General features: G+C 70.7%; 23 protein-coding genes and 5 tRNA genes. 21 read left to right on the forward strand and 7 right to left on the reverse strand.

Annotated elements, in window-relative coordinates:
* Positions 1 to 25 precede the first annotated feature (25 nt).
* Complete coding sequence (yccX, locus tag QFW80_RS17320) at positions 26 to 295, forward strand: acylphosphatase (protein WP_280603363.1); 270 nt, start codon at positions 26 to 28, stop codon at positions 293 to 295.
* A gap of 100 nt (positions 296 to 395) precedes the next feature.
* Here yccX and QFW80_RS17325 read toward each other — a convergent pair whose 3' ends face one another.
* From QFW80_RS17325 to hemA, 7 genes are all read right to left on the reverse strand, one after another.
* Positions 396 to 926, reverse strand: coding sequence for a hypothetical protein (locus QFW80_RS17325; protein ID WP_280603365.1), 531 nt, complete (start codon positions 924 to 926; stop codon positions 396 to 398).
* The gene (gene ppk2 / locus QFW80_RS17330; RefSeq protein ID WP_280603368.1) at positions 923 to 1699 is read right to left on the reverse strand and encodes a polyphosphate kinase 2; all 777 of its coding nucleotides are present in this window, start codon (positions 1697 to 1699) and stop codon (positions 923 to 925) included. Before ppk2 ends, QFW80_RS17325 begins: the two co-directional genes overlap by 4 nt.
* Before the next feature lie 172 nt (positions 1700 to 1871).
* Positions 1872 to 2396, reverse strand: a complete 525-nt coding sequence (gene moaB / locus QFW80_RS17335; RefSeq protein WP_280603370.1) for a molybdenum cofactor biosynthesis protein B — start codon at positions 2394 to 2396, stop codon at positions 1872 to 1874.
* Between the two features lie 47 nt (positions 2397 to 2443).
* Entirely contained in the window at positions 2444 to 4144 is a 1701-nt protein-coding gene (locus QFW80_RS17340) for an O-linked N-acetylglucosamine transferase, SPINDLY family protein (protein ID WP_280603372.1), read from the reverse strand.
* Between the two features lie 28 nt (positions 4145 to 4172).
* Positions 4173 to 4619 (reverse strand): GNAT family N-acetyltransferase, encoded by a 447-nt coding sequence (locus tag QFW80_RS17345; protein WP_280603373.1) that lies wholly within the window; start codon positions 4617 to 4619, stop codon positions 4173 to 4175.
* Between the two features lie 4 nt (positions 4620 to 4623).
* Entirely contained in the window at positions 4624 to 5709 is a 1086-nt protein-coding gene (gene prfA / locus QFW80_RS17350) for a peptide chain release factor 1 (protein ID WP_280603374.1), read from the reverse strand.
* Complete coding sequence (gene hemA, locus QFW80_RS17355; RefSeq protein ID WP_280603375.1) at positions 5687 to 6985, reverse strand: glutamyl-tRNA reductase; 1299 nt, start codon at positions 6983 to 6985, stop codon at positions 5687 to 5689. The genes prfA and hemA overlap by 23 nt, the downstream gene beginning before the upstream one ends.
* A 94-nt stretch (positions 6986 to 7079) precedes the next feature.
* On the opposite strand from hemA, the gene QFW80_RS17360 reads away from it, so the two are divergent.
* From QFW80_RS17360 to rpoB, 20 genes are all read left to right on the forward strand, one after another.
* Positions 7080 to 8768 carry a tetratricopeptide repeat protein gene (locus tag QFW80_RS17360; RefSeq protein ID WP_280603376.1) on the forward strand — a complete coding sequence of 563 codons (1689 nt, stop codon included), beginning with the start codon at positions 7080 to 7082 and terminating at the stop codon, positions 8766 to 8768.
* Positions 8765 to 9775 (forward strand): lipoprotein insertase outer membrane protein LolB, encoded by a 1011-nt coding sequence (gene lolB, locus QFW80_RS17625; RefSeq protein WP_280603377.1) that lies wholly within the window; start codon positions 8765 to 8767, stop codon positions 9773 to 9775. Before QFW80_RS17360 ends, lolB begins: the two co-directional genes overlap by 4 nt.
* A gap of 1 nt (position 9776) precedes the next feature.
* Positions 9777 to 10676 (forward strand): 4-(cytidine 5'-diphospho)-2-C-methyl-D-erythritol kinase, encoded by a 900-nt coding sequence (ispE, locus tag QFW80_RS17370; RefSeq protein ID WP_280603379.1) that lies wholly within the window; start codon positions 9777 to 9779, stop codon positions 10674 to 10676.
* A 65-nt stretch (positions 10677 to 10741) separates the two neighbouring features.
* A tRNA-Gln gene (locus QFW80_RS17375) sits at positions 10742 to 10817 on the forward strand.
* 108 nt (positions 10818 to 10925) lie between these two features.
* Positions 10926 to 11885: a ribose-phosphate diphosphokinase gene (locus QFW80_RS17380; RefSeq protein ID WP_280603380.1), complete on the forward strand. Its 960-nt coding sequence runs from the start codon at positions 10926 to 10928 to the stop codon at positions 11883 to 11885.
* Between the two features lie 79 nt (positions 11886 to 11964).
* Complete coding sequence (locus QFW80_RS17385; protein WP_280603382.1) at positions 11965 to 12609, forward strand: 50S ribosomal protein L25/general stress protein Ctc; 645 nt, start codon at positions 11965 to 11967, stop codon at positions 12607 to 12609.
* A 117-nt stretch (positions 12610 to 12726) separates the two neighbouring features.
* Positions 12727 to 13308: an aminoacyl-tRNA hydrolase gene (pth, locus tag QFW80_RS17390; protein WP_280603383.1), complete on the forward strand. Its 582-nt coding sequence runs from the start codon at positions 12727 to 12729 to the stop codon at positions 13306 to 13308.
* Positions 13309 to 13392: 84 nt separating this feature from the next.
* Positions 13393 to 14484, forward strand: a complete 1092-nt coding sequence (gene ychF / locus QFW80_RS17395) for a redox-regulated ATPase YchF (protein WP_280603384.1) — start codon at positions 13393 to 13395, stop codon at positions 14482 to 14484.
* Positions 14485 to 14618: 134 nt separating this feature from the next.
* A tRNA-Tyr gene (locus tag QFW80_RS17400) sits at positions 14619 to 14704 on the forward strand.
* Positions 14705 to 14736: 32 nt separating this feature from the next.
* Positions 14737 to 14810 (forward strand) — tRNA-Gly (locus tag QFW80_RS17405).
* Between the two features lie 46 nt (positions 14811 to 14856).
* A tRNA-Thr gene (locus QFW80_RS17410) sits at positions 14857 to 14932 on the forward strand.
* A 91-nt stretch (positions 14933 to 15023) separates the two neighbouring features.
* Positions 15024 to 16214: an elongation factor Tu gene (gene tuf / locus QFW80_RS17415; RefSeq protein WP_280603386.1), complete on the forward strand. Its 1191-nt coding sequence runs from the start codon at positions 15024 to 15026 to the stop codon at positions 16212 to 16214.
* Between the two features lie 217 nt (positions 16215 to 16431).
* Positions 16432 to 16507: transfer RNA gene (locus QFW80_RS17420), tRNA-Trp, on the forward strand.
* Between the two features lie 19 nt (positions 16508 to 16526).
* Positions 16527 to 16907: a preprotein translocase subunit SecE gene (gene secE / locus QFW80_RS17425; RefSeq protein ID WP_280603387.1), complete on the forward strand. Its 381-nt coding sequence runs from the start codon at positions 16527 to 16529 to the stop codon at positions 16905 to 16907.
* Positions 16908 to 16924: 17 nt separating this feature from the next.
* The gene (nusG, locus tag QFW80_RS17430) at positions 16925 to 17497 is read left to right on the forward strand and encodes a transcription termination/antitermination protein NusG (RefSeq protein ID WP_280603388.1); all 573 of its coding nucleotides are present in this window, start codon (positions 16925 to 16927) and stop codon (positions 17495 to 17497) included.
* Between the two features lie 193 nt (positions 17498 to 17690).
* Complete coding sequence (gene rplK / locus QFW80_RS17435) at positions 17691 to 18119, forward strand: 50S ribosomal protein L11 (protein ID WP_280603390.1); 429 nt, start codon at positions 17691 to 17693, stop codon at positions 18117 to 18119.
* A gap of 4 nt (positions 18120 to 18123) precedes the next feature.
* Positions 18124 to 18822 (forward strand): 50S ribosomal protein L1, encoded by a 699-nt coding sequence (gene rplA, locus QFW80_RS17440; RefSeq protein ID WP_280603392.1) that lies wholly within the window; start codon positions 18124 to 18126, stop codon positions 18820 to 18822.
* Between the two features lie 395 nt (positions 18823 to 19217).
* Positions 19218 to 19742: a 50S ribosomal protein L10 gene (rplJ, locus tag QFW80_RS17445; RefSeq protein ID WP_280603393.1), complete on the forward strand. Its 525-nt coding sequence runs from the start codon at positions 19218 to 19220 to the stop codon at positions 19740 to 19742.
* 76 nt (positions 19743 to 19818) lie between these two features.
* Complete coding sequence (gene rplL, locus QFW80_RS17450; protein ID WP_280603395.1) at positions 19819 to 20193, forward strand: 50S ribosomal protein L7/L12; 375 nt, start codon at positions 19819 to 19821, stop codon at positions 20191 to 20193.
* Between the two features lie 392 nt (positions 20194 to 20585).
* On the forward strand, positions 20586 to 24761 hold the full coding sequence (gene rpoB, locus QFW80_RS17455; protein ID WP_280603397.1) for a DNA-directed RNA polymerase subunit beta: 4176 nt from the start codon (positions 20586 to 20588) through the stop codon (positions 24759 to 24761).
* Positions 24762 to 24803: the final 42 nt, after the last annotated feature.

Below are 24803 nucleotides of genomic sequence, written 5' to 3' on the forward strand. Positions count from 1 at the left end.
AGGCGGCCGCGGAGGAGGGCGCCTGATGCCCGCGGCCCGCTTCCGGGTGGATGGCCGGGTGCAGGGCGTCGGCTTCCGCGCCGCGACGCGAATGCAGGCACGCGCGCTCGGACTGCGCGGCCACGCGCGCAACCTGGACGACGGCAGCGTCGAGGTGGTGGCCGAGGGCGAGGCCCAGGCACTGGAAGCGCTGGCGCAGTGGCTGGAGGACGGCCCACCGGCGGCGCGGGTGGCCCACGTGCAGCGTGATCCCTACCCGGGTCCGGTGCCTGCGGACGGGTTCGTGATCGGCTGAGGCTGCAGTCGACTGGACCCGCCGCGGCGACCTCGGCAGCAGCGTCCAGCGCGACCCGCGCGCACACTGCCCGCCGCCGTGCCGGGAGGACCGTCCGCCCTCAGCGCGGGCGAGGTGCGGCCACGTCCGGATCGGCGCCACGCTCGGCCTCGGCAGGCATCCGCCCGTTCGCGTCCGTCGTGTCGGCGGCCGGCGCAGAAGTCGAAGCCGCAGATGCGACGACGGGAACGTCGCCTGCGGCCTGGATCCGCATCGCCCGGTCACGCTGGTCGGCGTCCAGCGGCGGAGGCCGCGCCTGTGCGCCGATGGCCTGGTGCTTCCACCCGGGCAGCTTGCGGATGCCGTGACCGGCCAGTTCCAGCCCCTTGTTGATGCCCATCTGCACCAGCCCGCCGCGCAGGCCGATCTCTTCCAGCCCCGGCGGCTCGTCCCAGTCGCGCGAGAACACCGTCTCCTCGACCGCCACCGGGTTGCGGAATGCGAACGGATCGGCGGGCGGCCGCCGGCCGGTGACGCGCACCGCCTCGAGCTCGCGCACCGTGTCGGGCGCGACATCGGAGGCGTCCTGTGCAACGGCCGCCGTTGCCGTAGCGGCCAGCGCGACGGCCAGCAGCGTCCCCGCCGCGGTCACGTCCGGAACGCTGGCAGCGGACGCAGGACGCCGTAGCGTTCGCGGCGCGGGCGGCCGGCCAGCGGTGGCAGGTCGAGGTCGGGCGGCGGCACGTGGGTATCCGGCAGGCGGTCGAGCAGGTCGCGGATCAGGGTCAGCCGGCCGCGCTTCTGGTCGTTGAAATCCACCAGCGTCCACGGCGCATGCCGGGTGTGGGTGGCCGCGAGCATCGTTTCGCGGGCGCGGGTGTAGTCGTCGTAGCGCACCCGCGCCTCGATGTCGACCGGCGAGAGTTTCCAGCGCTTGAGCGGATCGCACAGCCGCTCCTGGAAGCGCTCCTCCTGGCGCACCTGGTCGCAGCACAGCCAGTACTTGAACAGCAGGATGCCGTCGTCCACCAGCTGCCGCTCGAACACCGGCGCCTGCCGCAGGAACGCCTTGACCTGCGCCGGCGTGGCGAAACCCATCACCTGTTCGACGCCGGCGCGGTTGTACCAGCTGCGGTCGAACAGCGCGATCTCGCCCGCAGCCGGCAGGTGCGGCACGTAGCGCTGGAAATACCACTGGCCGGACTCGCGGTCGTTCGGCTTCGGCAGCGCCACCACGTGGCACTGGCGCGGATTGAGCTGGTCGGCGATGGCGCCGATCGCGCCGCCCTTGCCGGCGGTGTCGCGGCCTTCGAACAGCACCAGCAGGCGCTTGCCGGCGTGCTGCAGCCAGCGCGAGAGCGCCACCAGCTCGACCTGCATCGGCGCCAACGCCGCTTCGTATTCCTTGCGCTTGAGTTCCTTCATCGCGGGGCTCCCTGCATGCGGATGCGAATGCGGTGTGCGCCGGCGCCGGGGCGCGCGGCTGCCTGGGACGCGTCGCCACGTGCGCGGCACGACCGCGGGCCTCCCGGCGCGCATGGCGGGTGGTCGGCCAGGCCGGCGAGCGGAACGCGGCGGGCCGGGGCGCCGCCGGCGCTCAGGACGGCTCCGACAGCCGCGGCCGCAGCGTGGCCAGGTTGCAGGGCCGCGTGCGCGCATCGAGCTGGTCGCGCAGGATCCGGGTCCATGCCGTGCGGCAGGCCGAGGTCGAACCCGGCAACGCGAACAGGAAGGTGCCGTTGGCCAGCCCGGCGAAGGCGCGCGACTGCAGCGCCGAGGTGCCGATCTCCTCGAACGAGATCGCGCGGAACAGTTCGCCGAAGCCCGGCATCTGCTTGTCCAGCAGCGGCAGCAGCGCCTCGGGCGTGGAATCGCGACCGGTGAACCCGGTGCCGCCGGTGACCAGGATGCCGTCGACGGCGGGATCGGCGATCCACTGCGAGACCAGCGCGCGCAGCGCGTAGCGGTCGTCGGGCAGCAGCGCGCGCGCGTGCAGGCGGTGGCCCGCGCCGGCGAGCGCGTCGGCCAGGTAGTCGCCCGACGCGTCCTCGGCCAGCGTGCGCGAATCGGACACCGTGAGCACGCACAGCGCCAGGGGGATCGTCTCGTCGGTCGCGGTCATGGCCGCAGCCTACCGCAGAGACCGCGCGCGCGGCAGTTGCGCGAGCCTCAGACGGGCCGCGGGGGTGCGATCCGCGCCAGCTCGTGGGCCAGCGCGGCGAAGTCGCGGGCGAACGCCGTCATGTCGAACAGCCCGGACGACAGGCGCGCCTCCGCCAGCCGCCGGCGCAGGGCGCCGCGCGCATCGGCATCGCACGCCAGTGCGATCGCGGTGGAGATGAAGGCCTCGTCGCTGTCGACGTTCATCGCGTCCAGGCCCAGGTGATGGTTGAGGCTGCCGGCCACGCGCGCGGCGAACGTCTCGCCGGGGCGGGTGAGGACCGGGCAGCCGGCCCACAGCGCATCCGAGGCGGTGGTGTGGGCGTTGTAGGGATGCGTGTCGAGGAACAGGTCGGCCAGCTGCAGCCGGGCCAGGTAGGCCGGGTGCGGCTGCTTGGCCATGAACACGAGGCGGGCCGGATCGACGCCCGCGGCCCGCGCGGCCTCGCGCAGGCGCGCGTCCGCCCGGCCCGGACCGGACAGCAGCCACAGCACGCTGCCGGGCGCGCCGCGCAGCACCGCGAGCAGGCGCGCGAACGTGGCGGGGTTGAGCTTGTAGCTGTTGTTGAAGCAGCACAGCACCGTCGATCCCTCCGGCAGGCCGCACTCGGCACGCGAGGGCGGGGCGGGCAACGCGCGCGACGTGTCGGAGGGCTGGAAGCAGCGCGGCAGCCACGCCACCCGTTCGGAGAAGTGCGGGGCCAGCGCCTCGGGCAGGACGAACCGGTCGGCGACGACATGGTCGATCCACGGCGCGCCGCTGGTGCCGGGATACGCCAGCCAGTTCACCTGCACCGGCGCCGGCCGCATCGCCAGCACCTCCGGGCGGCCACCGCCGCCCCAGCCGCGCAGGTCGAACAGCACGTCGATGCCGGCGGCGCGGATCTGCAGCGCGGCGTCGACGTGGCGGGTGCCGGCGAGATCATGCCAGCGGGCGGCGCCGCGCAGGCGCTGCGCGATCGCGCTGGCGTCGTCGGGGGCGAGCGCGAACAGGTGCGATTCGACGCCGACCTCCGCGCGCAGCGCTTCGAAGAACGCGACCGTCAGCAACCCGGTCGGATGCGCACCGAAGCCGTTGGACATGAATCCCAGCCGCAGCGGCCCGGCCGCGCGGGGCGGCGCCGGCGGCAGCGGCCGCACCGCGCGGGCCAGGGCCGCGGCGCGCAGCCGCGCGCAGCGCAGCTGTTCGGCTGGCGAGGCGTCCTCGCTCAGGAAGGCGAACGGCTCGATCGCCGGCTCGCCTGCGGCCACCGCGTCGCGCACCTGTGCCGACAGCGCGTCCAGCCCGCGCCAGTCGCAGACCTTGCGGCGCCACGCCAGCAGGTAGGCCGCGATCCCCGCCGACCCGGGCATCAGCGCGTGCGCGCGGGCATACGCCTCGTTCGCCGCTTCCGGCTCGCCGGCGTCCTCCAGCACGTGCGCCAGCCAGACGGCGATGCCCGGATGTTCCGGCGCACCACGCGCCGCCGCGCCGAGGCTCGCGGCGGCGTCGGCATGGCGTCGGAGCATCCACTGCGCGCGTCCCAGGCGCGCCAGCGCCTCCGGATGCCCCGGCGCAAGCTGCAGCGCGCGCTGCGCGGCGGCGATGCAGGCCCGCGCGTCGCCGGCCTCGACCTCGGCATCGGCGAGCAGGATCCAGGCGAAGGCGTTGCCCGGTTCGCGCTGTACGGCGGCGCGGGCCTGCGCGCGCGGATCGCCCGCGGGGGTCACCGGCGCGGGGCCCGGCGCGGGACGGCACTCAGGACAGCGACAGCGAGTACCACTGGGTCGCGTCCTCGTGCCAGCCGGCGTCGCGGTAGGTGGCGCGGGCGGCGGCGTTGTCGCGCGCGGTCTCGAGCTGGATCGATGCGGCGCCATCGGCTCGCGCGAAGGCCGCGGCCGCGTCCAGCAGCGCGCGGGCCACGCCCTGGCGGCGCGTGGCCGGCAGCACGAACAGGTCGTTGAGGACCCAGGTGCGCGCCATGCGCACCGACGAGAACATCGGGTAGAGCTGCGCGAACCCCACCGCCGTGCTCCCCTGGCGCGCCACCAGCACCTTCGATTCGCCGAAGCGCAGGCGGCTGCGCAGCCATTCGCGCGCTGCGGGCACGTCGGAGGGTTGGCCGTAGAACTGGCGGTACGCGTCGAACAGCGCGGCGAGCGCGTCGAGGTCGGCGGGCTGAGCGTGGCTGACGGTGGCGGTCATCGGGTCAGGGTCCTTCGGTCAGCTGCGCCAGGGCGTCGGCCTGGTGCTCGCGCGAGAGGCGCTCGACCAGCGCGTCGAGCTGGCCTTCGAGCACGTTGGGCAGGTCGTACAGGGTCAGGCCGTCGACGCGGTGATCGGTGATCCGGCCCTGCGGAAAGTTGTAGGTGCGGATGCGCTGGCTGCGGTCGCCGCTGCCCACCTGCAGCTTGCGGCTGGCGGCGGTGGCGGCGGCGCGGCGCTCGGCTTCGGCCTCGGCCAGGGTGGCGCGCAGGCGCTTCATCGCCTTGTCGCGGTTGGCGTGCTGGCTGCGCTCGGTCTGCGATTCGACCACGATGCCGCTGGGCAGGTGGGTGATGCGGATCGCCGAATCGGTCTTGTTGACGTGCTGGCCGCCGGCGCCGGAGGAACGGAAGGTGTCGACCCGCAGGTCGGCGGGATTGATCTCGACCGGCTCGCCGTCCTCTTCCACCGGGATGATGGCCACGGTCGCGGCCGAGGTGTGGATGCGTCCCTGCGACTCGGTCTCGGGCACGCGCTGCACCCGGTGGGTCCCGGATTCGAATTTCAGCCGCGCGTAGGCGCCTTCGCCCTCGACCCGCGCGATCACCTCGCGGAAGCCGCCGTGTTCGCCGGGGTTGGCCGATTCGACCTCCACCCGCCAGCCCTGGCGTTCGGCGTAGCGGGTGTACATGCGCAGCAGGTCGCCGGCGAAGATCGCGGCCTCGTCGCCGCCGGTGCCGGCGCGGATCTCCAGGTACAGGCCGCCGTCGTCGCGGGCGTCGCGCGGCACCAGCTGCGCCATCAGCGCCGCGTCCAGATCGGCCAGGCGGGCGGTGGCCGCGGCGATCTCCTCTTCGGCCAGTTCGCGCAGTTCCGAATCGCCGCGCATCGCCTCGGCCGCCGCGAGGTCCGCCTGGGCCTGGCGCTCGTCCGCCAGCGCCGATGCCAGCGGCTCGAGCCGGGCGAACTCGCGCGACAGGGCGCGGAAGCGCGTCTGGTCGCCGGCGACTCCCGGGTCGGCGAGCAGGCGTTCGAGTTCGTCGCGGCGTTCGGCCAGCGCGTCCAGCTTACGGCGCAGGGTCGGCAGCATCGGATTCGCGCGGTTCGGGGGGCAGCAGCTCGTCGAACGAGCGCAGGAAATCGAGGTTGCCGCTGGCCACCGCCTCGCGCATCGCGGCGGTCGGTGCGTGCAGCAGGCGGTTGGTGAGCGCGTGCGCGAGCTGGTCCATCACCACGTGCGGATCCTGGCCGCCGGCCAGCTGCTGGCGGGCGCGCGCCACGAGCTCGGCGCGGGTCGCCTCGCCGTGCGCGCGCAGGCGCTTGAGCGGCGCGTTGCGGGCGCCGAAGGCCAGCGCCTCGGCGTAGCGCGAAACCTGCAGGTCGATGATCGCCTCGGCATCCTGCGCCGCCTCGCTGCGGCTGCGGCGGTTGTGCTCGACCACGCGGTCGAGGTCGTCGACGGTGTAGACGAAGGCGTCGTCGAGTTCGGCCACGTCGGCGGCGATGTCGCGCGGCACCGCCAGGTCCATCAGCAGCATCGGCCGGCGCTTGCGCAGCGACAGCGCGTGCGCGATCTGCGGCCGGGTCAGGATCGGCGCCTGGCTGGCGGTGGCGGAGAACACGATGTCGGCCAGGAACAGGTGGCGCTCCAGCTCGTCCAGCGGCAGCGCCACCGCGCCGTAGCGCGCCGCCAGTTCCTGCGCGTGCGAGAAGGTGCGGTTGGCGACCAGCAGGCGCTTGACCCGGGCCTGGGCCAGGTGCCGCGCGGTGAGTTCGATGGTCTCGCCGGCGCCGACCAGCAGCACCACCGAATCGGCCGGCCGCGCGAACGATTCCTGCGCCAGCCGCACCGCGAGCGAGGCGACCGACACCGGACTGTTGCCGATCCGGGTCTCGGTACGCGCACGCTTGGCGGTGACGAAGGCGTGCTGGAACAGGCGGTCGAGCTCGCCGCCCAGGGTGCCGGCGCTGCGCGCCATCGCCCAGGCCTGCTTCACCTGGCCGAGGATCTGCGGTTCGCCCAGCACCAGCGAGTCCAGCCCGCAGGCGACCCGGAACAGGTGGCGCACCGCGTCGTCGCCGGCGTGGCGGTAGAGGTAGGCGTGCAGATCCCAGGCGGCGTGGCCTTCGTCGCCGCGGTCGCGCGGGTGGGTGGCCAGCCAGTCGGCGAGCCGGCGGCCGTCGCCATCGACCAGCGCGTAGAGTTCGGTGCGATTGCAGGTCGACAGCAGCGCCACCTCGCGTACGCCCGGCAGCTCGCGCAGCTCCGCCAGCGCCGCCGGGACGGCGGCGTCGCCGAAGGCCACGCGCTCGCGCAGCGCGACCGGGGCGGTCTGGTGGTTGATGCCGAGGGCGTAGAGGGTCATGCGTGGCTGGCGGGCCCGGCGGCGTGGCCGTTCAGGCGCTTGCGATAAGCTTTCGGAATTCAGACGCCCTCATTTTAAGGCCCGGCCGACGTCGATGCCCGCTTTTCAGAACTCCGTCCGCCGGATCGTGCTGGGTGCCGGCCTGCTGGCCTGCCTGATTCCCCTCCATGCGGGCGCGGCGCCGGCGCGCGACCCGCTGCGCGAGGACGTGCTCGGCGCCACCCTGGCCGGCGAGTACGCGCTCCAGGCCGGGCGCCTGGACGAGGCCGCCGGCTGGTACCTCGACGCCGCCCGGGCCGCCGGCGACGACGACGCGGGCCTGGCCGAGCGCGCCACCCGGATCGCGCTGCTGGGCCAGGACGACCGTGCCGCCGAGCAGGCCCTGGCGCTGTGGCAGGCGCGCGCGCCGAAGTCGCTGGCGATGCGCGCGGCGGAGGCCACGCTGGCGCTGCGGATGGGCCGCACCCGGGTGGCGCAGCGTCAGTTGCGGGCCCTGATGGCCGACCCCGATCCCGCCGGCTGGCGCCACGCCCTCGCCGTGATCGCGACCGGTCCACGCGAACAGGCGACCTCGGCCGAGGTGATGCGCCGCCTGTTCGACGACGGCGCCGTGCCCGAGACGCTCCCGGCCTGGCTCGCCTTCGGCGACCTCGCCCAGCGCCTCGACGAGGAGGAACTCACCCGGCGCGTGATCGCGCGCATCGTCGAGCGTTTCCCCGGCGAACCGCGGGTGGCGCTGCTGCGCGCCTCGCAGCTGCGCGAGGCGGGCGATCTCGAGGGCGCCCGCGCCGCGTTGGGCGAAGCGGCGGACACCGCCGCGCGGGTGCCGGAACTGCGCCTGGCGATGGCGGCCGAATACGATGCGCTGGGCGATCCCGCCGCTGCCGAGCAGTTGCTCGCCCGGGGCCCGCAGGACCGCCGCATCCAGGCCCTGCGCGCGTCGCTGCTGGCCAAGGCCGAGGACAAGGCCTCGCTGGCGCGCCTGTACGAGGAACTGCGCCGCGACGCCACCAATCCCGAGCCCGGCCATCGCCTGCTGCTGGGCCAGGTGGCCGAGTTCCTCGACCGCCACGCCGAGGCGCTGGAGTGGTACGAGAGCGTTCCCGGCGGCGAGGCGCGGCTGCAGGCGCGCCTGCAGGCGACCCATGTGCTGCACGACCTCGGCCGGCGCGACGAGGCCTACGCCGCCCTGCGCCGGCTGCAGGTGGACGGTTCGATCAACGAGGACGCCCGCCGCGCCGCTTACCTGGTCGAAGGCGAGCTGCGCGCGCGCGACGAGGACGTGGAGGCGGAGAACGCCGCGTATGCGCGCGCCCTGGCCGACTGGCCGGACGAGCCCTCGCTGCTCTACGCGCGCGCGCTGATGTGGGAGCGGCGGGACGACATCCCGCGGGCGGAGGCCGACCTGCGCAAGATCCTGGTCGCCGATCCGGACAACGTCGCCGCCCTCAACGCCCTCGGCTATACCCTGGCCGACCGCACCGACCGCTACGCCGAGGCGCTGGAGCTGATCGACCGCGCGCGCGTGGCCGAGCCGGGCAACGCCGCGATCATCGACAGCTACGGCTGGGTGCTCTACCGCCTCGGCCGCAACGAGGAGGCGCTGGTGGAACTGCGCCGCGCCTACACCCTGCAGAAGGACGCCGAGATCGCCGCCCACATCGCCGAGGTGCTGTGGGTGCTGGGCCGCCGCGACGAGGCGCAGCGCTACTTCGACGACGCGCGCCGGCTCGATCCGGACAACCGCTCGCTGCAGCGCGCGCTCGAGAAGACCGGCGCATGAGCCCGGGCATCGCACGCGCCGCCGCCCTGGCGGGCATCCTGCTGCTGGGTGGCTGCGTTTCGGCCCCGCCGCGCCCGGCCGTGCCGGTCGACGCGGTGGCCGCGCGCGAGGCGGACGCGCGGCGGGCCGCGCTGGTGGACTGGTCGCTCGAAGGGCGGGTCGCGATCTCCAACGCGCGCCAGGGCGGCAGCGGCCGGCTCGACTGGACCCAGCGCGGCGAACGCTACGACCTCACGCTGTCCGCCCCGGTCACCCGCCAGGGCTGGCGCCTGAGCGGCGACGCGTCTTCGGCGCGGCTCGATGGCGTCGAAGGGGGGCCGCGCGAAGGCGCCGACGTGGAGGCGCTGCTGTTCGGGGCCACCGGCTGGGAGATACCCGTGCGCGCCCTGGTCGACTGGGTGCGCGGCGTCGCCGCCGCCGAGGACGTGCACGGCCCGGCGCGCATGGAGCACGGCGCCGGCAACCTGCCGGCACGCCTGGAGCAGGCCGGCTGGGCGATCGAATACCGCGACTGGTTCGAGGCCGGTCCCGGCCAGCCCGCGCTGCCGCGCCGGATGGAGGCCAGCCGTGACCAGGCGCGGGTGCGGCTGGTGGTCGACGGCTGGACCGTGGTGCCCGGCGCGGTCGCCACGGCGCCGGAACCGGACTCGCCGCCGGCAACCGAGGCAACGGTCGCCCCGGACCCGGACGCATCGCCCGAGGCGCAACTGGCCGCGAGCCTGCAGGCGCTGCGGCTCGACGATCCCGCCGCCGACATGCGGGCGCATGCGGAGAGCGGCGACCTGCGTCCGGTCGGCGTGTGCGGCTTCGCCTGCCTCGCGCCCGGCTACGGCACCGGCGGCGGCGCGGCCCATGGCGTGCCGATGCGGATCCTGGACGGCACCGGCGACGTCGTCTCCGGCGAGGCGCATCTGGCGCTCAAGCATCGGGCGGAGGCCTACGCACGGGCCTACAACGCCGCGCTCGGCGACTGGCTGCGGACCCATCCGCACGCCGCCGCCGACTGAAATGGCGGCGTGCGATCCCGCGGACGGCTGGAGCGCCTGGCCGGCCCCGGCCAAGCTGAACCTGTTCCTGCGCATCCCGCGCCGACGCGCGGACGGGTATCACGAGCTGCAGACCGTGTTCCGCCTGCTGGACTGGGGCGACACCATCCACCTGCGGCTGCGTGACGACGGCGCGATCCGCCGCATCGGCGCCTCGGCGGCGGGGGTGGCGGAAGCCGAGGATCTGGTCGTCCGGGCGGCGCACCTGCTGCAAAAGGAAGTTAAAGTCGCCCAAGGCGTCGACATCTCCGTCGAAAAACGCATTCCATCGGGCGCCGGATTCGGCGGCGGCTCGTCCGACGCGGCCACCGTGCTGCGCGCGCTGGACCGCCTGTGGGGGGTGAGCCTCGGGGTCGAGCGGCTGGCTGCGCTGGGCCTCGAGCTCGGGGCGGACGTCCCGGTCTTCGTCCACGGCCACAACGCCTGGGCCGAAGGCGTGGGCGAGCGCCTGACGCCCCTGTCGCTGCCGCCGGCCTGGTACGTGCTGGTCGATCCCGGCGTCCACGCCGCCACCGCGGCGCTTTTCCAAGCCCCTGAATTGACGCGAAATGCGCCACCCGCGACAATATCCGACTTCGTTTCGGGAGCTGGGCTCGGCAATGCGTTCGAGCCGGTGCTGCGCCGCCGCGAACCCGCCGTCGAGGCGGCGTTCGTGGCCCTGGCGCGGATCGGCACGCCGCGGTTGACCGGGTCGGGCAGTGGCTGCTTCGTCGAATTCGCGACCCGCGAAGACGCCGGGGCCGCGCTGGCGGACCTGCCGTCCGGCCTGCGGGCCTGGGTCGCGGCGGGCGCGTCGCGCTCGCCGCTGCTGGATGCGCTCGAAGCAGCCGTGATTGGCGGTGCGTGGGTCGGTGATGGGTGAGCGAGGGGCCCCTGCGGCCGCCGCCCCGGTCATCGATCACGACCCGCGGATCGCGTCCCACCCACAGGGGCGTCGCCAAGTGGTTAAGGCACCGGGTTTTGATCCCGGCATGCGTAGGTTCGAATCCTTCCGCCCCTGCCAGACATGCGTGGGGAGCGGGAATCCCGAGGCGGGCAGTCGCGACAGCGGCTTGCGCGCCAAGGGCTCCCCGCTCCCGATTTCCTCCTCTCCAACACCGGCAGTCAGACCATGAAGGAAGATCGCAACCTGTTGATCTTCTCAGGCAACGCGAACCGCCCGCTGGCCAAAGCGGTGTGTCGCGAACTGGGGGTGCGGCCGGGCAAGGCGCTGGTGTCCACGTTCTCCGACGGCGAGGCCCAGGTCGAGATCGAGGAGAACGTCCGCCGCCAGGACGTGTTCGTGATCCAGCCGACCAACGCGCCCTCGGCCGAGCACCTGATGGAGCTGCTGGCGCTGATCGACGCGCTCAAGCGCGCATCGGCCGCCTCGGTGACCGCGGTGGTGCCGTACTTCGGCTATGCCCGCCAGGACCGCCGCATGCGCTCCTCGCGCGTGCCGATCACGGCCAAGCTGGTCGCGAAGATGTTCTCCGCCGCCGGCGCCGACGGCGTGCTGACCGTCGACCTGCACGCCGACCAGATCCAGGGCTTCTTCGACATCCCGGTCGACAACGTCTACGCCTCGCCGCTGCTGCTGGCCGACATCTGGCGCGCGCACGGCACCGACAACCTGATCGTGGTCTCGCCCGACGTGGGCGGCGTGGTCCGCGCCCGCGCCATCGCCAAGCGCCTGGACGACGCGGACCTGGCGATCATCGACAAGCGCCGCCCGAAGGCGAACGTGGCCACGGTGATGAACATCATCGGTGACGTCGAGGGCAAGACCTGCGTGCTGGTCGACGACATCGTCGACACCGCCGGCACCCTGTGCGCCGCCGCCGGCGCGCTCAAGGCCGACGGCGCGAACAAGGTCGTCGCCTACTGCACCCACCCGGTGCTGTCGGGCGCGGCGATCGACAACATCACCCGTTCACAGCTCGACGAACTGGTGGTCACCGACACCATCCCGCTGTCGGACGCGGCCCGCGCCTGCGGCCGCATCCGCCAGCTCAGCGTCGCCGAGATGCTGGCCGAGACGATCCGCCGGGTCGCCTTCGGAGAATCCGTCAGTTCGCTCTACCTGGACTGACACCGCCGCTCACCTGGTCGCGGGTGAGCGTTTCCAACCGCCGCGAGGCGGTCTATCACGCAACAGAAGAGAAGCACACATGGCAACGACACACGAAATCAAGGTCGAGCGCCGCGAGGACGAAGGGAAGGGTGCGAGCCGCCGCCTTCGCCGCGCGGGCAAGATCCCGGCCATCGTCTACGGTGGCGACCTGAAGCCGGTCAACATCCAGCTCGACCACGAGCCGGTGTGGCTGGCCAGCCAGAACGAGTGGTTCTACTCGTCGATCCTGGACCTGAGCCTGGGTGGCGACGTCCAGAAGGTGCTGCTGCGCGACATGCAGCGCCATCCGTACAAGCAACTGATCATGCACCTGGACTTCCAGCGCGTGACCGAAGGCGAGACGCTGCGCACCGCGGTGCCGCTGCACTTCATCGGTGAGGACACCTCGCCGGCCGGCAAGTCGGCCGAGGTGGTGGTGACGCACGAGCTCAACGAAGTCGTCGTCGAGTGCCTGCCCCAGGACCTGCCGGAGCACATCGAGGTCGACCTGTCGGCCCTGGAGCTCGGAACGACCGTGCACCTGTCCGACCTCAAGCTGCCGTCGGGCGTCGAGATCCCCGAGCTGAAGCTGGGCAAGGAACACGACGTCGCGGTCGTGGTGGCGCGCCACGGGCGGGTCGAGACCGAGTCGTCCGAGGACGGCGCGGTGGGCGAAGGCGGCGCGGCGGACGAGGAGAAGTAAGCCGGTGCCCGCCGGCCGGTCCCGCGGGACCGGCCGGTCGCGGGCGGTCCCGTGGCACGCGGCGGCGGCATCGCCGGGTGCCGACGGTGCGCTGCTGCGCGAGGGCGTCGTGTTCCGATGGATGGCCTGAAGCTCATCGTCGGCCTGGGCAACCCCGGCCGGGAGTACGAGCGGACCCGGCACAACGCCGGGTTCCGCTTCGTCGATGCGCTCGCGGCCCGGGCCGGGGCGCGTTTCGGCGTGGAGTCGAAGCTGTTCGGCGAGACGGCGAAGGTCGAGGTGGCGGGGTGTGCGCTGTGGCTGCTCAAGCCGGCGACGTTCATGAACCTCAGCGGCAAGTCGGTGACCGCGGCGCTGCGCTACTGGAAGATCGAGCCGGAACAGGCGCTGCTGGCGCACGACGAGCTCGACCTGCCGCCGGGCGCGGCGCGACTGAAGTTCGATGGCGGGCATGGGGGCCAGAACGGCCTGCGCGACACCATGAAGCTGCTCGGGCACGGGCGCTTCCACCGTTTGCGGATCGGGATCGGTCATCCCGGGCACAAGGACCGCGTGACCGGCTGGGTGCTGGGGCGGGCGGGCAGCGAGGACGAGATCCTGATCGACCGCGCCATCGATGCGGCGCTGGACGTGCTGCCGCTGGCGGTCAAGGGCGATTTCAACGAGGCGATGAAGCGGCTGCACACCGTGAAACCGTAATTCTTGATTGGTGACTGGCGATTCGGGGACGCGGCTGCCGCCGTCCTGAATCGCCAGTCACGAATCACCAATCACGGACACCCGATGGGCATCCAATGCGGCATCGTCGGCCTGCCGAACGTCGGCAAGTCGACCCTCTTCAACGCGCTGACCAAGGCCGGGATCGCGGCCGCGAACTTCCCGTTCTGCACCATCGAGCCGAACGTGGGCGTGGTGCCGGTGCCGGACCCGCGCTTGGGCGCGCTGGCGGAGATCGTCAGGCCCGAGAAGGTGGTGCCGACGGCGGTCGAGTTCGTCGACATCGCCGGCCTGGTCGCGGGCGCGGCCAGCGGCGAGGGCCTGGGCAACAAGTTCCTGGCCCACATCCGCGAGGTCGATGCGATCGCGCACGTGGTGCGCTGCTTCGAGCACGCCGACGTGATCCACGTCGCCAACCGGGTCGATCCGATCGCCGACATCGAGACCATCGACACCGAGCTGGCGCTGGCCGACCTGGACAGCGTGGACAAGTCGATCGCGCGCTACGAGCGCGTGGCCAAGAGCGGCGACAAGGATGCCAAGGCCCGGATCGAGGTCCTGGGCAAGCTGCGCGCGGCGCTGGACCAGGGCCGCCCGGCCCGTTCGGTCGCGCTGGCGGAGGAGGAGCGGCCGCTGGTGCGCGAACTGTTCCTGCTGACCATGAAGCCGGTGCTGTACATCGCCAACGTGCTCGAGGACGGGTTCGAGGCCAATCCGCACCTGGAGGCCGTCCGCGCCCGGGCGGCGGGCGAGGGGGCCGAGGTCGTCCCGGTCTCGGCCGCGATCGAGGAAGAACTGAGCCAGCTCGACGACGCCGACCGCGACGAGATGCTCTCCAGCTACGGCCTCGAGGAGCCGGGCCTGAACCGGGTCATCCGCGCCGCCTACCGGCTGCTCGGCCTGCAGACCTACTTCACCGCCGGGGTGAAGGAAGTCCGCGCCTGGACGGTGAAGGCCGGCTCCACCGCGCCGCAGGCCGCCGCGGTCATCCATACCGATTTCGAGAAGGGCTTCATCCGCGCCGAGACCATCGCCTACGACGACTTCATCCGCTACCGCGGCGAAGCCGGCGCGCGCGAGGCCGGGCGGCTGCGCCTGGAAGGCAAGGAATACCGGGTGCAGGAAGGCGACGTGCTGCATTTCCGCTTCAACGTCTGAGGCCGACCGCCCGGCCGGCGGGCAGCCGTGCGGGCCGTTGCCGGGCCTGCATCGCACGGGCCGTACGCGCGCGTTGACAGGGCCGTGACGCATGGTCAAAATAACGGGCTGTTTCACGGGTTTGCGCGACGACCGGAGGGATACCCAAGCGGCCAACGGGGGCAGACTGTAAATCTGCTGGCTTACGCCTTCGGTGGTTCGAATCCACCTCCCTCCACCAGTCCCGTCAAAGCAGGCTCGAGTTTGTGCGGCGCGGGAGTAGTTCAATGGTAGAACCTCAGCCTTCCAAGCTGATGGTGCGGGTTCGATCCCCGTCTCCCGCTCCATTGTCCTGCCGCCGGCACGACCCGCGAGAAGGTTCCAACACAATCCGCTCACGTAGCTCAGTCGGTAGAGCACCTCCTTGGTAAGGAGGAGGTCGATGGTTCGATTCCATTCGTGAGCACCATCCGCAGCGGGGTTCGCCCCCGCGACAGCCCGGCCGGCGCGGCCGGGCGACACACCAGCAGTCACACCAACCGTCAGCGAGAGTCACAGTCATGGCAAAGGGTAAGTTCGAGCGCACCAAGCCCCACGTGAACGTGGGCACGATTGGCCACGTGGACCACGGCAAGACGACGCTGACGGCGGCGCTGACGAAGATCGGTGCGGAGCGTTTCGGCGGCGAGTTCAAGGCGTACGACGCGATCGACGCGGCGCCCGAGGAGAAGGCGCGCGGGATCACGATCTCGACCGCGCACGTGGAATACGAGAGCCCGACGCGCCACTACGCGCACGTCGACTGCCCGGGCCACGCGGACTACGTGAAGAACATGATCACCGGCGCGGCGCAGATGGACGGCGCGATCCTGGTGTGCTCGGCCGCCGACGGCCCGATGCCGCAGACGCGCGAGCACATCCTGCTGGCGCGGCAGGTGGGCGTGCCGTACATCGTGGTCTTCCTGAACAAGGCGGACATGGTGGACGACGCCGAGCTGCTGGAGCTGGTGGAGATGGAAGTGCGCGAGCTTCTGTCGAAGTACGAGTTCCCGGGCGACGACACCCCGATCATCCACGGTTCGGCGCTGAAGGCGCTGGAAGGCGACCAGTCGGACATCGGCGTGCCGGCGATCATCAAGCTGGTCGAGGCGCTGGACAGCTGGATCCCGGAGCCGGAGCGCGACATCGACCGTCCGTTCCTGATGCCGGTGGAAGACGTGTTCTCGATCTCGGGCCGCGGCACGGTGGTGACGGGTCGTATCGAGCGCGGCGTGATCAAGGTGGGCGAGGAAATCGAGATCGTCGGTATCCGTCCGACCCAGAAGACCACGGTCACGGGCGTGGAGATGTTCCGCAAGCTGCTGGACCAGGGCCAGGCGGGCGACAACGCGGGCCTGCTGCTGCGCGGCACCAAGCGTGACGACGTGGAGCGCGGCCAGGTGCTGTGCAAGCCGGGTTCGATCGCGCCGCACACCGAGTTCGAGGCCGAGGTGTACGTGCTGTCGAAGGACGAGGGCGGCCGGCACACGCCGTTCTTCAAGGGCTACCGCCCGCAGTTCTACTTCCGCACGACCGACATCACCGGCGCGGTGACGCTGCCGGAGGGCACGGAGATGGTGATGCCGGGCGACAACGTGAAGATGGTGGTGTCGCTGATCAACCCGGTGGCGATGGACGAGGGCCTGCGCTTCGCGATCCGCGAGGGCGGCCGCACGGTCGGCGCCGGCGTGGTGGCGAAGATCCTCAAGTAATGCCCTGGCCCGGGCGCGCACCGCGCGCCCGGCTGCCAGGTCGTCGTCCCGGCGAAGCCGGGATCCAGTGACTCCGGCTCCCTGGTCCGCCAGGCAGCAGACAATCAAGGTCCCTGGATGCCCGCCTGCGCGGGAATGACGATCCAAAGGGCGGGCCGGAACCCCGGTCCGCCTTCGCCGTCTCAGGAAACCCCGGGTCGGCGGATGTTCCATCCTTACGCCAGTAGCTCAATTGGCAGAGCAGCGGTCTCCAAAACCGCAGGTTGGGGGTTCGAGTCCCTCCTGGCGTGCCATCGTAGAGTAGCGAGTCGAGTGAACAGCAGAGTCGAGCAACCCGGGTCCGCCTCCGCGGGCGACATGGTCAAGTACGCGCTGGCGCTGCTGCTGGTCGCGGCAGGGGTGTTCGCGTTCTACTGGTTCGAGGGCCAGTGGCCCGGCGCGGCGCGGGTCGCCGTGGTGGTGGTGGGCGTGCTGGCCGGCATCGCGGTGTTCATGACCAGCGGCAAGGGCCACCAGACCCGCGAGTTCCTGTCCGAGTCGCGCTTCGAGCTGCGCAAAGTGGTCTGGCCCACGCGCCAGGAAGCCATGCGCATGACCTGGGTGGTGATCGTCGTGGTCATCCTGATCGCGCTGATGCTGGCCGGGTTCGACACGGTCATCCAGTGGCTGGTGAAGCTGTTCCTGGCCCAATGACGGAGAGTAGTGACCTGATGGAAGCGCAAGGCGACAAGCGTTGGTATGTGGTGCACGCCTATTCCGGCTTCGAGAAGTCGGTGGCGCAGGCGCTGCGCGACCGCATCGCCCGCGCGGAGATGCAGGAGAAGTTCGGCGACGTGCTGGTGCCGACCGAGGAAGTGGTGGAGATGCGCTCCGGCCAGAAGCGCCGTTCCGAGCGCAAGTTCTTCCCGGGCTACGTGCTGGTGCAGATCGCCACCCACGACGAGGGCGGCATCCCGCGGATGGACAGCGAGAGCTGGCACCTGGTCAAGGAGACCCCGAAGGTGATGGGCTTCATCGGCGGCACCGCCGACCGCCCGCTGCCGATCCGGGACGAAGAGGCGGCCGCGATCCTGGACCGGGTCCAGGAGGGCGTCGAGAAGCCCCGTCCCAAGGTGCTGTTCGAGCCGGGCCAGATGGTCCGCGTGGTCGACGGCCCGTTCAACGACTTCAACGGCGTGGTCGAGGAAGTCAACTACGAGAAGAGCCGCCTGCGCGTGGCGGTGCTGATCTTCGGCCGCTCGACCCCGGTCGAGCTCGAATTCGGGCAGGTCGAGAAAGCCTGACGCCGGGGGGCTGACTTTCGGCCCTCACACCCGCTATACTAGCCGGCTCCCCGCCCCGGGAAGCCGGGCGATCCCGCTGGCCGCCGCATGCGCGGCTTTTCGCGTGGAAGGGGGCAACGCGATGCCGGGACGCGTGATTCTCCCGGCCCGATGGGGAGCCTGAACGGCGCTTGCACCCGGAGAGTCCACAGCAATGGCAAAGAAAGTCGTCGGTTACATCAAGCTGCAGGTGAAGGCCGGGCAGGCCAACCCCTCGCCGCCCGTCGGTCCCGCACTGGGCCAGCGCGGCCTGAACATCATGGAGTTCTGCAAGGCGTTCAACGCCGCGACCTCCAAGCTCGAGCCCGGTCTGCCGACCCCGGTGATCATCACCGCGTACTCGGACCGTACCTTCACCTTCGTCACCAAGAGCACGCCGGCCACGGTGCTGCTGAAGAAGGCCGCCGGCGTCGGCTCCGGCTCCAAGCGTCCGAACACCGAGAAGGTGGGCAAGGTCACCCGCGCGCAGCTCGAGGAGATCGCCAAGGCGAAGGAACCCGACCTGACGGCGGCCGACCTGGACGCGGCGGTTCGCACCATCGCGGGCTCCGCCCGTTCGATGGGCCTGACGGTGGAGGGCTGAGACCATGGCACTGAACAAGCGACAGAAGAGCAGCCAGGCCGCGGTCCAGCCGGGCAAGGCCTACGCCATCGACGAGGCGCTGAAGATCGTCAAGGACCACAGCAAGGCCAAGTTCGTCGAGGCCGTGGACGTCGCCGTCCGCCTCGGCGTGGACGCCAAGAAGTCCGACCAGCAGGTGCGCGGTTCGACCGTGCTGCCGCAGGGCACGGGCAAGTCGGTGCGCGTGGCGGTGTTCGCCCCGGCCGGCGCCAAGGCGGACGAGGCCCTGGCCGCGGGTGCCGATGCCGTCGGCATGGACGACCTGGCCGAGCGCATGCAGGGCGGTGAGCTGAACTACGACGTGGTCATCGCCACGCCGGACGCGATGCGCGTGGTCGGCAAGCTCGGCACCGTGCTCGGGCCGCGCGGCCTGATGCCGAACCCGAAGGTCGGCACCGTGTCCCCGAACCCGGGCGAAGCGGTGAAGAACGCCAAGGGCGGCCAGGTGCGCTACCGCACCGACAAGGCCGGCATCATCCACTGCACGATCGGCAAGGCCGACTTCGACTCCGAGCGCCTGAAGGAGAACCTGACCGCGCTGCTGGCCGACCTGGTGAAGGCTAAGCCGGCGACCTCGAAGGGCCAGTACCTGCAGAAGATCTCGGTCAGCTCGACGATGGGCCCCGGCGTCACCGTCGACCAGTCGTCGCTGAGCCTGAAGTGATGGATCGCCGCGCGCACGCGCGCGGCTGAGGAATCGGTGCCGCCTCGACGGCGGCACCGCGCAAGCATTTGAGGGCATCGCCGAGGCCATCCGCCGGAGCGAGCCGTCAAAGACCGCAGGCGCGGTCGACGCCGCAACGGCGACGGGCACGGAAGCTCGGCACGGCACGGAATCGCCGTCGTTGTGGACCAGACCGCTTAATCCCGGCGTGCCCCGGCACGGCAGGGCCTGCGCAGATGGTCGCCGCCCCTCCAGAGATTGGTTCGATCGGTTTTTGGAAACGGCCGCCAAACGGAACGCCGCGAGGCGTTCCCCGCATCGAAGGACCGGTGCGGCCCATGGCCTGTCCCCGCGTAGATGCGAGGGGATGGAATTGAAGCAAGAGAGGAAGCGCAATGGCTCTGAATCTGAACCAGAAGAAGGAAGTCGTTGCCGAACTGGCCGAGGTCGCCGGCAAGGCGCACTCGCTGGTCGCCGCGGAGTACGCGGGTCTCACGGTCCAGCAACTGACCGACTTGCGCAAGAAGGCCCGCCAGACGGGCGTGTTCCTGAAAGTAGCCAAGAACACGCTGGTCTCGCGCGCAGTGGAGGGGACCGATTACGCCGTCATCCAGGACGAGCTGACCGGCCCGCTGCTGTACGCCTTCTCGCAGGAAGACCCCGGCGCCGCCGGCCGCCTCATCAAGGACTTCGCCAAGACCGCCGACAAGCTGAAGCCGCGCCTGGTTTCGCTGGGTGGGCAGAAGTACCCGGGCTCCCACGTGGATGTCCTGGCGTCTCTGCCGACCCGCGAGCAGGCACTGGCCATGCTGGTGGGCCTGATCGCACAGCCGGCCACCATGCTGGCCCGCGTGCTGTCGGAGCCCGCCGTGCAGACCGGCCGCGTGATCAACGCGGTCGGCCAGCAGAAGGCGGCCTGAAGTCCCGAGTGAGCGCAGTTCGCGACGAACGCGATCCAACGACACGTTTCGAATCAATCAATCAAGGTAAACCACAATGTCCCTTTCCAACGAAGAAATCCTGGAAGCCATCGGCAGCAAGACCCTCGTCGAGGTGATGGAGCTGGTCAAGGCGTTCGAAGAGAAGTTCGGCGTCTCCGCCGCCGCCCCGGTCGCCGTGGCCGCCGGCCCGGCTGCCGCTGCCGCCGCTCCGGCCGAAGAGCAGACCGAGTTCACCGTCGTGCTGAAGTCGGCCGGCGAGAAGAAGGTCGAGGTCATCAAGGTGGTCCGCGCGATCACCGGCCTGGGCCTGAAGGAAGCCAAGGACCTCACCGAAGCCGGTGGCACGGTCAAGGAAGGCGCCTCGAAGGACGACGCCGCCAAGTTCAAGAAGGACCTGGAAGCGGCTGGCGCGACCGTCGAGGTCAAGTGATGTCGCGGCCCGCGCGCGCCGGCCGGCGCGCGCGGACGCCGTTGTTCGAGAGGTAGAGGTATCACCGAGAGTGTTCTTTGACGCATGAAGACACTGGATCCCCGCTCCGGCGGGGATGACGGTTGAAGCCGAGGCTGGGGGCACGCGCCCCCGGCCTTCGGCCGTTGTACGGCGGCGGTCCGCCGCCGGCGAGGAGGGTTCGGGAACGGGCATGTGGCCCGCCCCGTGATCACCGCTCGCCGGCCCGTGGATCGCGGCTGCAGACAGTTGTCAGTGGTCAGTAGCGGGAGAGGGCGTGCTGGTGCCGGCAATACCAGCGACTGTCCAGTGACAACTTTTCGTTTTCCAGGCCCCGCGTGCGCGCGGCGCCAAGACCGAGGCATCAGCTCCCCATGACGACGTCCCAACACCAGTCGAACTACTCGTTCACCGAGAAGAAGCGCATCCGCAAGAACTTCGGAAAGCGCCGCTCGATCCTCGAGGTGCCGTTCCTGCTCGCGATCCAGGTCGACTCCTACCGCGAGTTCCTGCAGGCCGACAAGGACCAGAACAAGCGCGACGACAAGGGCCTGCACGCCGCCCTGAAGTCGGTGTTCCCGATCGTCAGCTACAACGGCTACGCCGCCCTCGAATACGTCGGCTACAAGCTGGGCGAGCCGGTGTTCGACGAGCGCGAGTGCCGCCAGCGCGGCATGAGCTACGGCGCGCCACTGCGCGTGACCGTGCGCCTGGTGATCTACGACCGCGAGTCGTCGAACAAGGCGATCAAGTACGTGAAGGAGCAGGAGGTCTACATGGGCGAGATTCCGCTCATGACCGACAACGGCACCTTCATCGTCAACGGCACCGAGCGCGTCATCGTCTCCCAGCTGCACCGTTCGCCGGGCGTGTTCTTCGACCACGACCGCGGCAAGACCCACAGCTCGGGCAAGCTGCTGTTCTCCGCGCGCGTGATCCCGTACCGCGGCTCCTGGCTGGACTTCGAGTTCGACCCGAAGGACGCGCTGTACACCCGTATCGACCGCCGCCGCAAGCTGCCGGTCAGCGTGCTGCTGCGCGCGCTGGGCTACTCCAACGAGGAGATGCTCAACGAGTTCTTCGAGATCAACACCTTCCACATCCTGCCCGAGGGCGAGGGCGTGCAGCTGGAGCTGATCCCCGAGCGCCTGCGCGGCGAGACCCTGAACTTCGACCTGGCCGACGGCGAGAAGGTGATCGTCGAGGCCGGCAAGCGCATCACCGCGCGCCACGTCAAGCAGCTCGAGGCCGCCGGCGTCGCCGCGCTGGCCGTGCCCGACGAGTACCTGGTCGGGCGCGTGCTGTCGCACGACGTGGTCGACGGCTCGACCGGCGAGCTGATCGCCTCGGCCAACGACGAGATCAACGAGGACACGCTCGAGGCCCTGCGCAAGGCCGGGATCGACGCCATCGGCACGATCTGGACCAACGACCTGGACCGTGGCCCGTACCTGTCCAACACCCTGCGCGTGGACGCGACCAAGACCCAGCTCGATGCGCTGGTCGAGATCTACCGCATGATGCGTCCCGGCGAGCCGCCGACCAAGGACGCCGCGCAGAACCTGTTCCACAACCTGTTCTTCGCCTTCGAGCGCTACGACCTGTCGGCCGTGGGCCGGATGAAGTTCAACCGCCGCATCGGCCGCCGCGAGGTGACCGGCGCCCCGGTGCTGTACGACGCCAAGTACTTCGCCGAGCGCAAGGACGAGGAGTCGGTGCGCATGCGCGAGCAGTTCGGCGCCATGTCCGACATCCTGGACGTGATCAAGGTGCTGACCGAGATCCGCAACGGCCGCGGAGTGGTCGACGACATCGACCACCTCGGCAACCGCCGCGTGCGTTCGGTGGGCGAGATGGCCGAGAACGTGTTCCGCGTGGGCCTGGTGCGCGTGGAGCGCGCCGTGCGCGAGCGCCTGACCATGGCCGAGGCCGATGGCCTGACCCCGCAGGAACTGATCAACGCCAAGCCGGTCGCGGCCGCGGTGAAGGAGTTCTTCGGCTCCTCGCAGCTGTCGCAGTTCATGGACCAGAACAACCCGCTGTCGGAAGTCACCCACAAGCGCCGCGTCTCCGCGCTCGGCCCGGGCGGCCTGACCCGCGAGCGCGCCGGCTTCGAAGTGCGCGACGTGCACCCGACCCACTACGGCCGCGTCTGCACCATCGAGACGCCTGAAGGCCCGAACATCGGCCTGATCAACTCGCTCGCCGTGTTCGCGCGGACCAACCGCTACGGCTTCCTCGAGACGCCGTACCGCAAGGTCGTGGACAGCAAGGTCACCGACGAGATCGAGTTCCTCTCGGCGATCGAGGAGAACGAGTACGTCATCGCCCAGGCGAACGCGGCCACCGACGACAAGGGCGCGCTGACCGCGCAGTTCGTCGCCTGCCGCTTCCAGGGCGAGAACCTGCTCAAGCCGCCGGCCGAGATCCATTACATGGACGTCTCGCCGATGCAGACCGTGTCGGTGGCCGCGGCGCTGGTGCCGTTCCTCGAGCACGACGACGCCAACCGCGCGCTGATGGGCGCCAACATGCAGCGCCAGGCCGTGCCGACGCTGCGTGCGCAGAAGCCGCTGGTCGGCACCGGCATCGAGCGCGCCGTGGCGCGCGACTCGGGCGTGACGGTGAATGCCCGCCGCGGCGGCGTGATCGAGCAGATCGACGCCGGCCGCGTCGTGGTCAAGGTCAACGAGTCGGAGATCTCCGGTGAGCACGATGCCGGCGTCGACATCTACAACCTGATCAAGTACACGCGCTCCAACCAGAACACCTGCATCAACCAGACCCCGCTGGTGAACGTGGGCGACGTCGTCGCGCGCGGCGACGTGCTCGCCGACGGCCCGTCCACCGACATCGGCGAGCTGGCCCTGGGCCAGAACATGCTGGTCGCGTTCATGCCTTGGAACGGCTACAACTTCGAGGACTCGATCCTGCTCTCCGAGCGCGTGGTCGAGGAGGATCGCTACACCACGATCCACATCGAGGAGCTGACCTGCGTCGCGCGCGACACCAAGCTGGGCCCGGAGGAGATCTCGGCCGACATCCCGAACGTCTCCGAGCAGGCGCTCAACCGCCTCGACGAGTCGGGCGTGGTGTACATCGGCGCCGAGGTGCGTGCCGGCGACATCCTGGTCGGCAAGGTCACGCCCAAGGGCGAGAGCCAGCTCACGCCGGAAGAGAAGCTGCTGCGCGCGATCTTCGGCGAGAAGGCCTCGGACGTGAAGGACAGCTCGCTGCGCGTGCCGCCGGGCATGGACGGCACCGTCATCGACGTGCAGGTCTTCACCCGCGACGGGATCGAGAAGGACAAGCGCGCGCGCCAGATCGAGGAGTCCGAGATCAAGCGCGTCAAGAAGGACTTCGACGACCAGTTCCGGATCCTCGAGTCGGCGATCTACGCGCGCCTGCGCTCGCAGATCCAGGGCAAGGTCGCCAACGGCGGCCCCGGCCTGAAGAAGGGCGACACCGTCACCTCACTGGTGCTCGACGGGCTGAAGAAGTCCGACTGGTTCCAGCTGCGGATGAAGGACGACGACGCCGCCGAGGCGATCGAGCGCGCGCAGAAGCAGATCGAGGCGCACGAGAAGGAGTTCGAGAAGCGCTTCGCCGACAAGCGCGGCAAGATCACCCAGGGCGACGACCTCGCCCCGGGCGTGCTGAAGATGGTCAAGGTCTACCTGGCCGTGAAGCGCCGCATCCAGCCGGGCGACAAGATGGCCGGCCGCCACGGCAACAAGGGCGTCGTGTCGACGATCGTGCCGGTCGAGGACATGCCCTACATGGCCAACGGCGAGACGGTCGACATCGTGCTCAACCCGCTGGGCGTGCCGAGCCGAATGAACATCGGCCAGATCCTCGAAACCCACCTGGGGTGGGCGGCGAAGGGCCTGGGGCGGAAGATCGACCAGATGCTGCAGGCCCAGGCGCGGCTTGCCGACCTGCGCGCGTTCCTCGACCAGATCTACAACCACGACAAGGACATGCAGGCCCAGCGCGTGGACCTGACCCAGTTCAGCGACGAGGAGCTGCTGTCCCTGGCGAAGAACCTGGTCGACGGCGTGCCGATGGCCACCCCGGTGTTCGACGGCGCCGCCGAGAGCGAGATCAAGAAGATGCTCGAGCTCGCCGACCTGCCGACCAGCGGCCAGACCCAGCTGTTCGACGGCCGCACCGGCGATGCGTTCGAGCGCAAGGTCACGGTGGGCTACATGCACATGCTCAAGCTCAACCACTTGGTCGACGACAAGATGCACGCACGTTCCACCGGCCCGTACTCGCTGGTCACCCAGCAGCCGCTGGGCGGCAAGGCGCAGTTCGGCGGACAGCGTTTCGGCGAGATGGAAATGTGGGCGCTGGAGGCCTACGGCGCGGCCTACACCATGCAGGAAATGCTGACGGTGAAGTCCGACGACGTGCAGGGCCGCAACCAGATGTACAAGAACATCGTCGACGGCGAGTACGAGATGGTCGCCGGCATGCCGGAGTCCTTCAACGTGCTGGTGAAGGAAATCCGCTCGCTGGCCATCAACATGGAGCTCGAGGAGCACTGAGGCGCATGACGCGCGGGCAGGGCACGCCCCTGCCCGCCGCGC

It is taken from the genome of Luteimonas rhizosphaericola, from assembly GCF_029888045.1.
Taxonomy (GTDB): Bacteria; Pseudomonadota; Gammaproteobacteria; order Xanthomonadales; family Xanthomonadaceae; genus Luteimonas; species Luteimonas rhizosphaericola.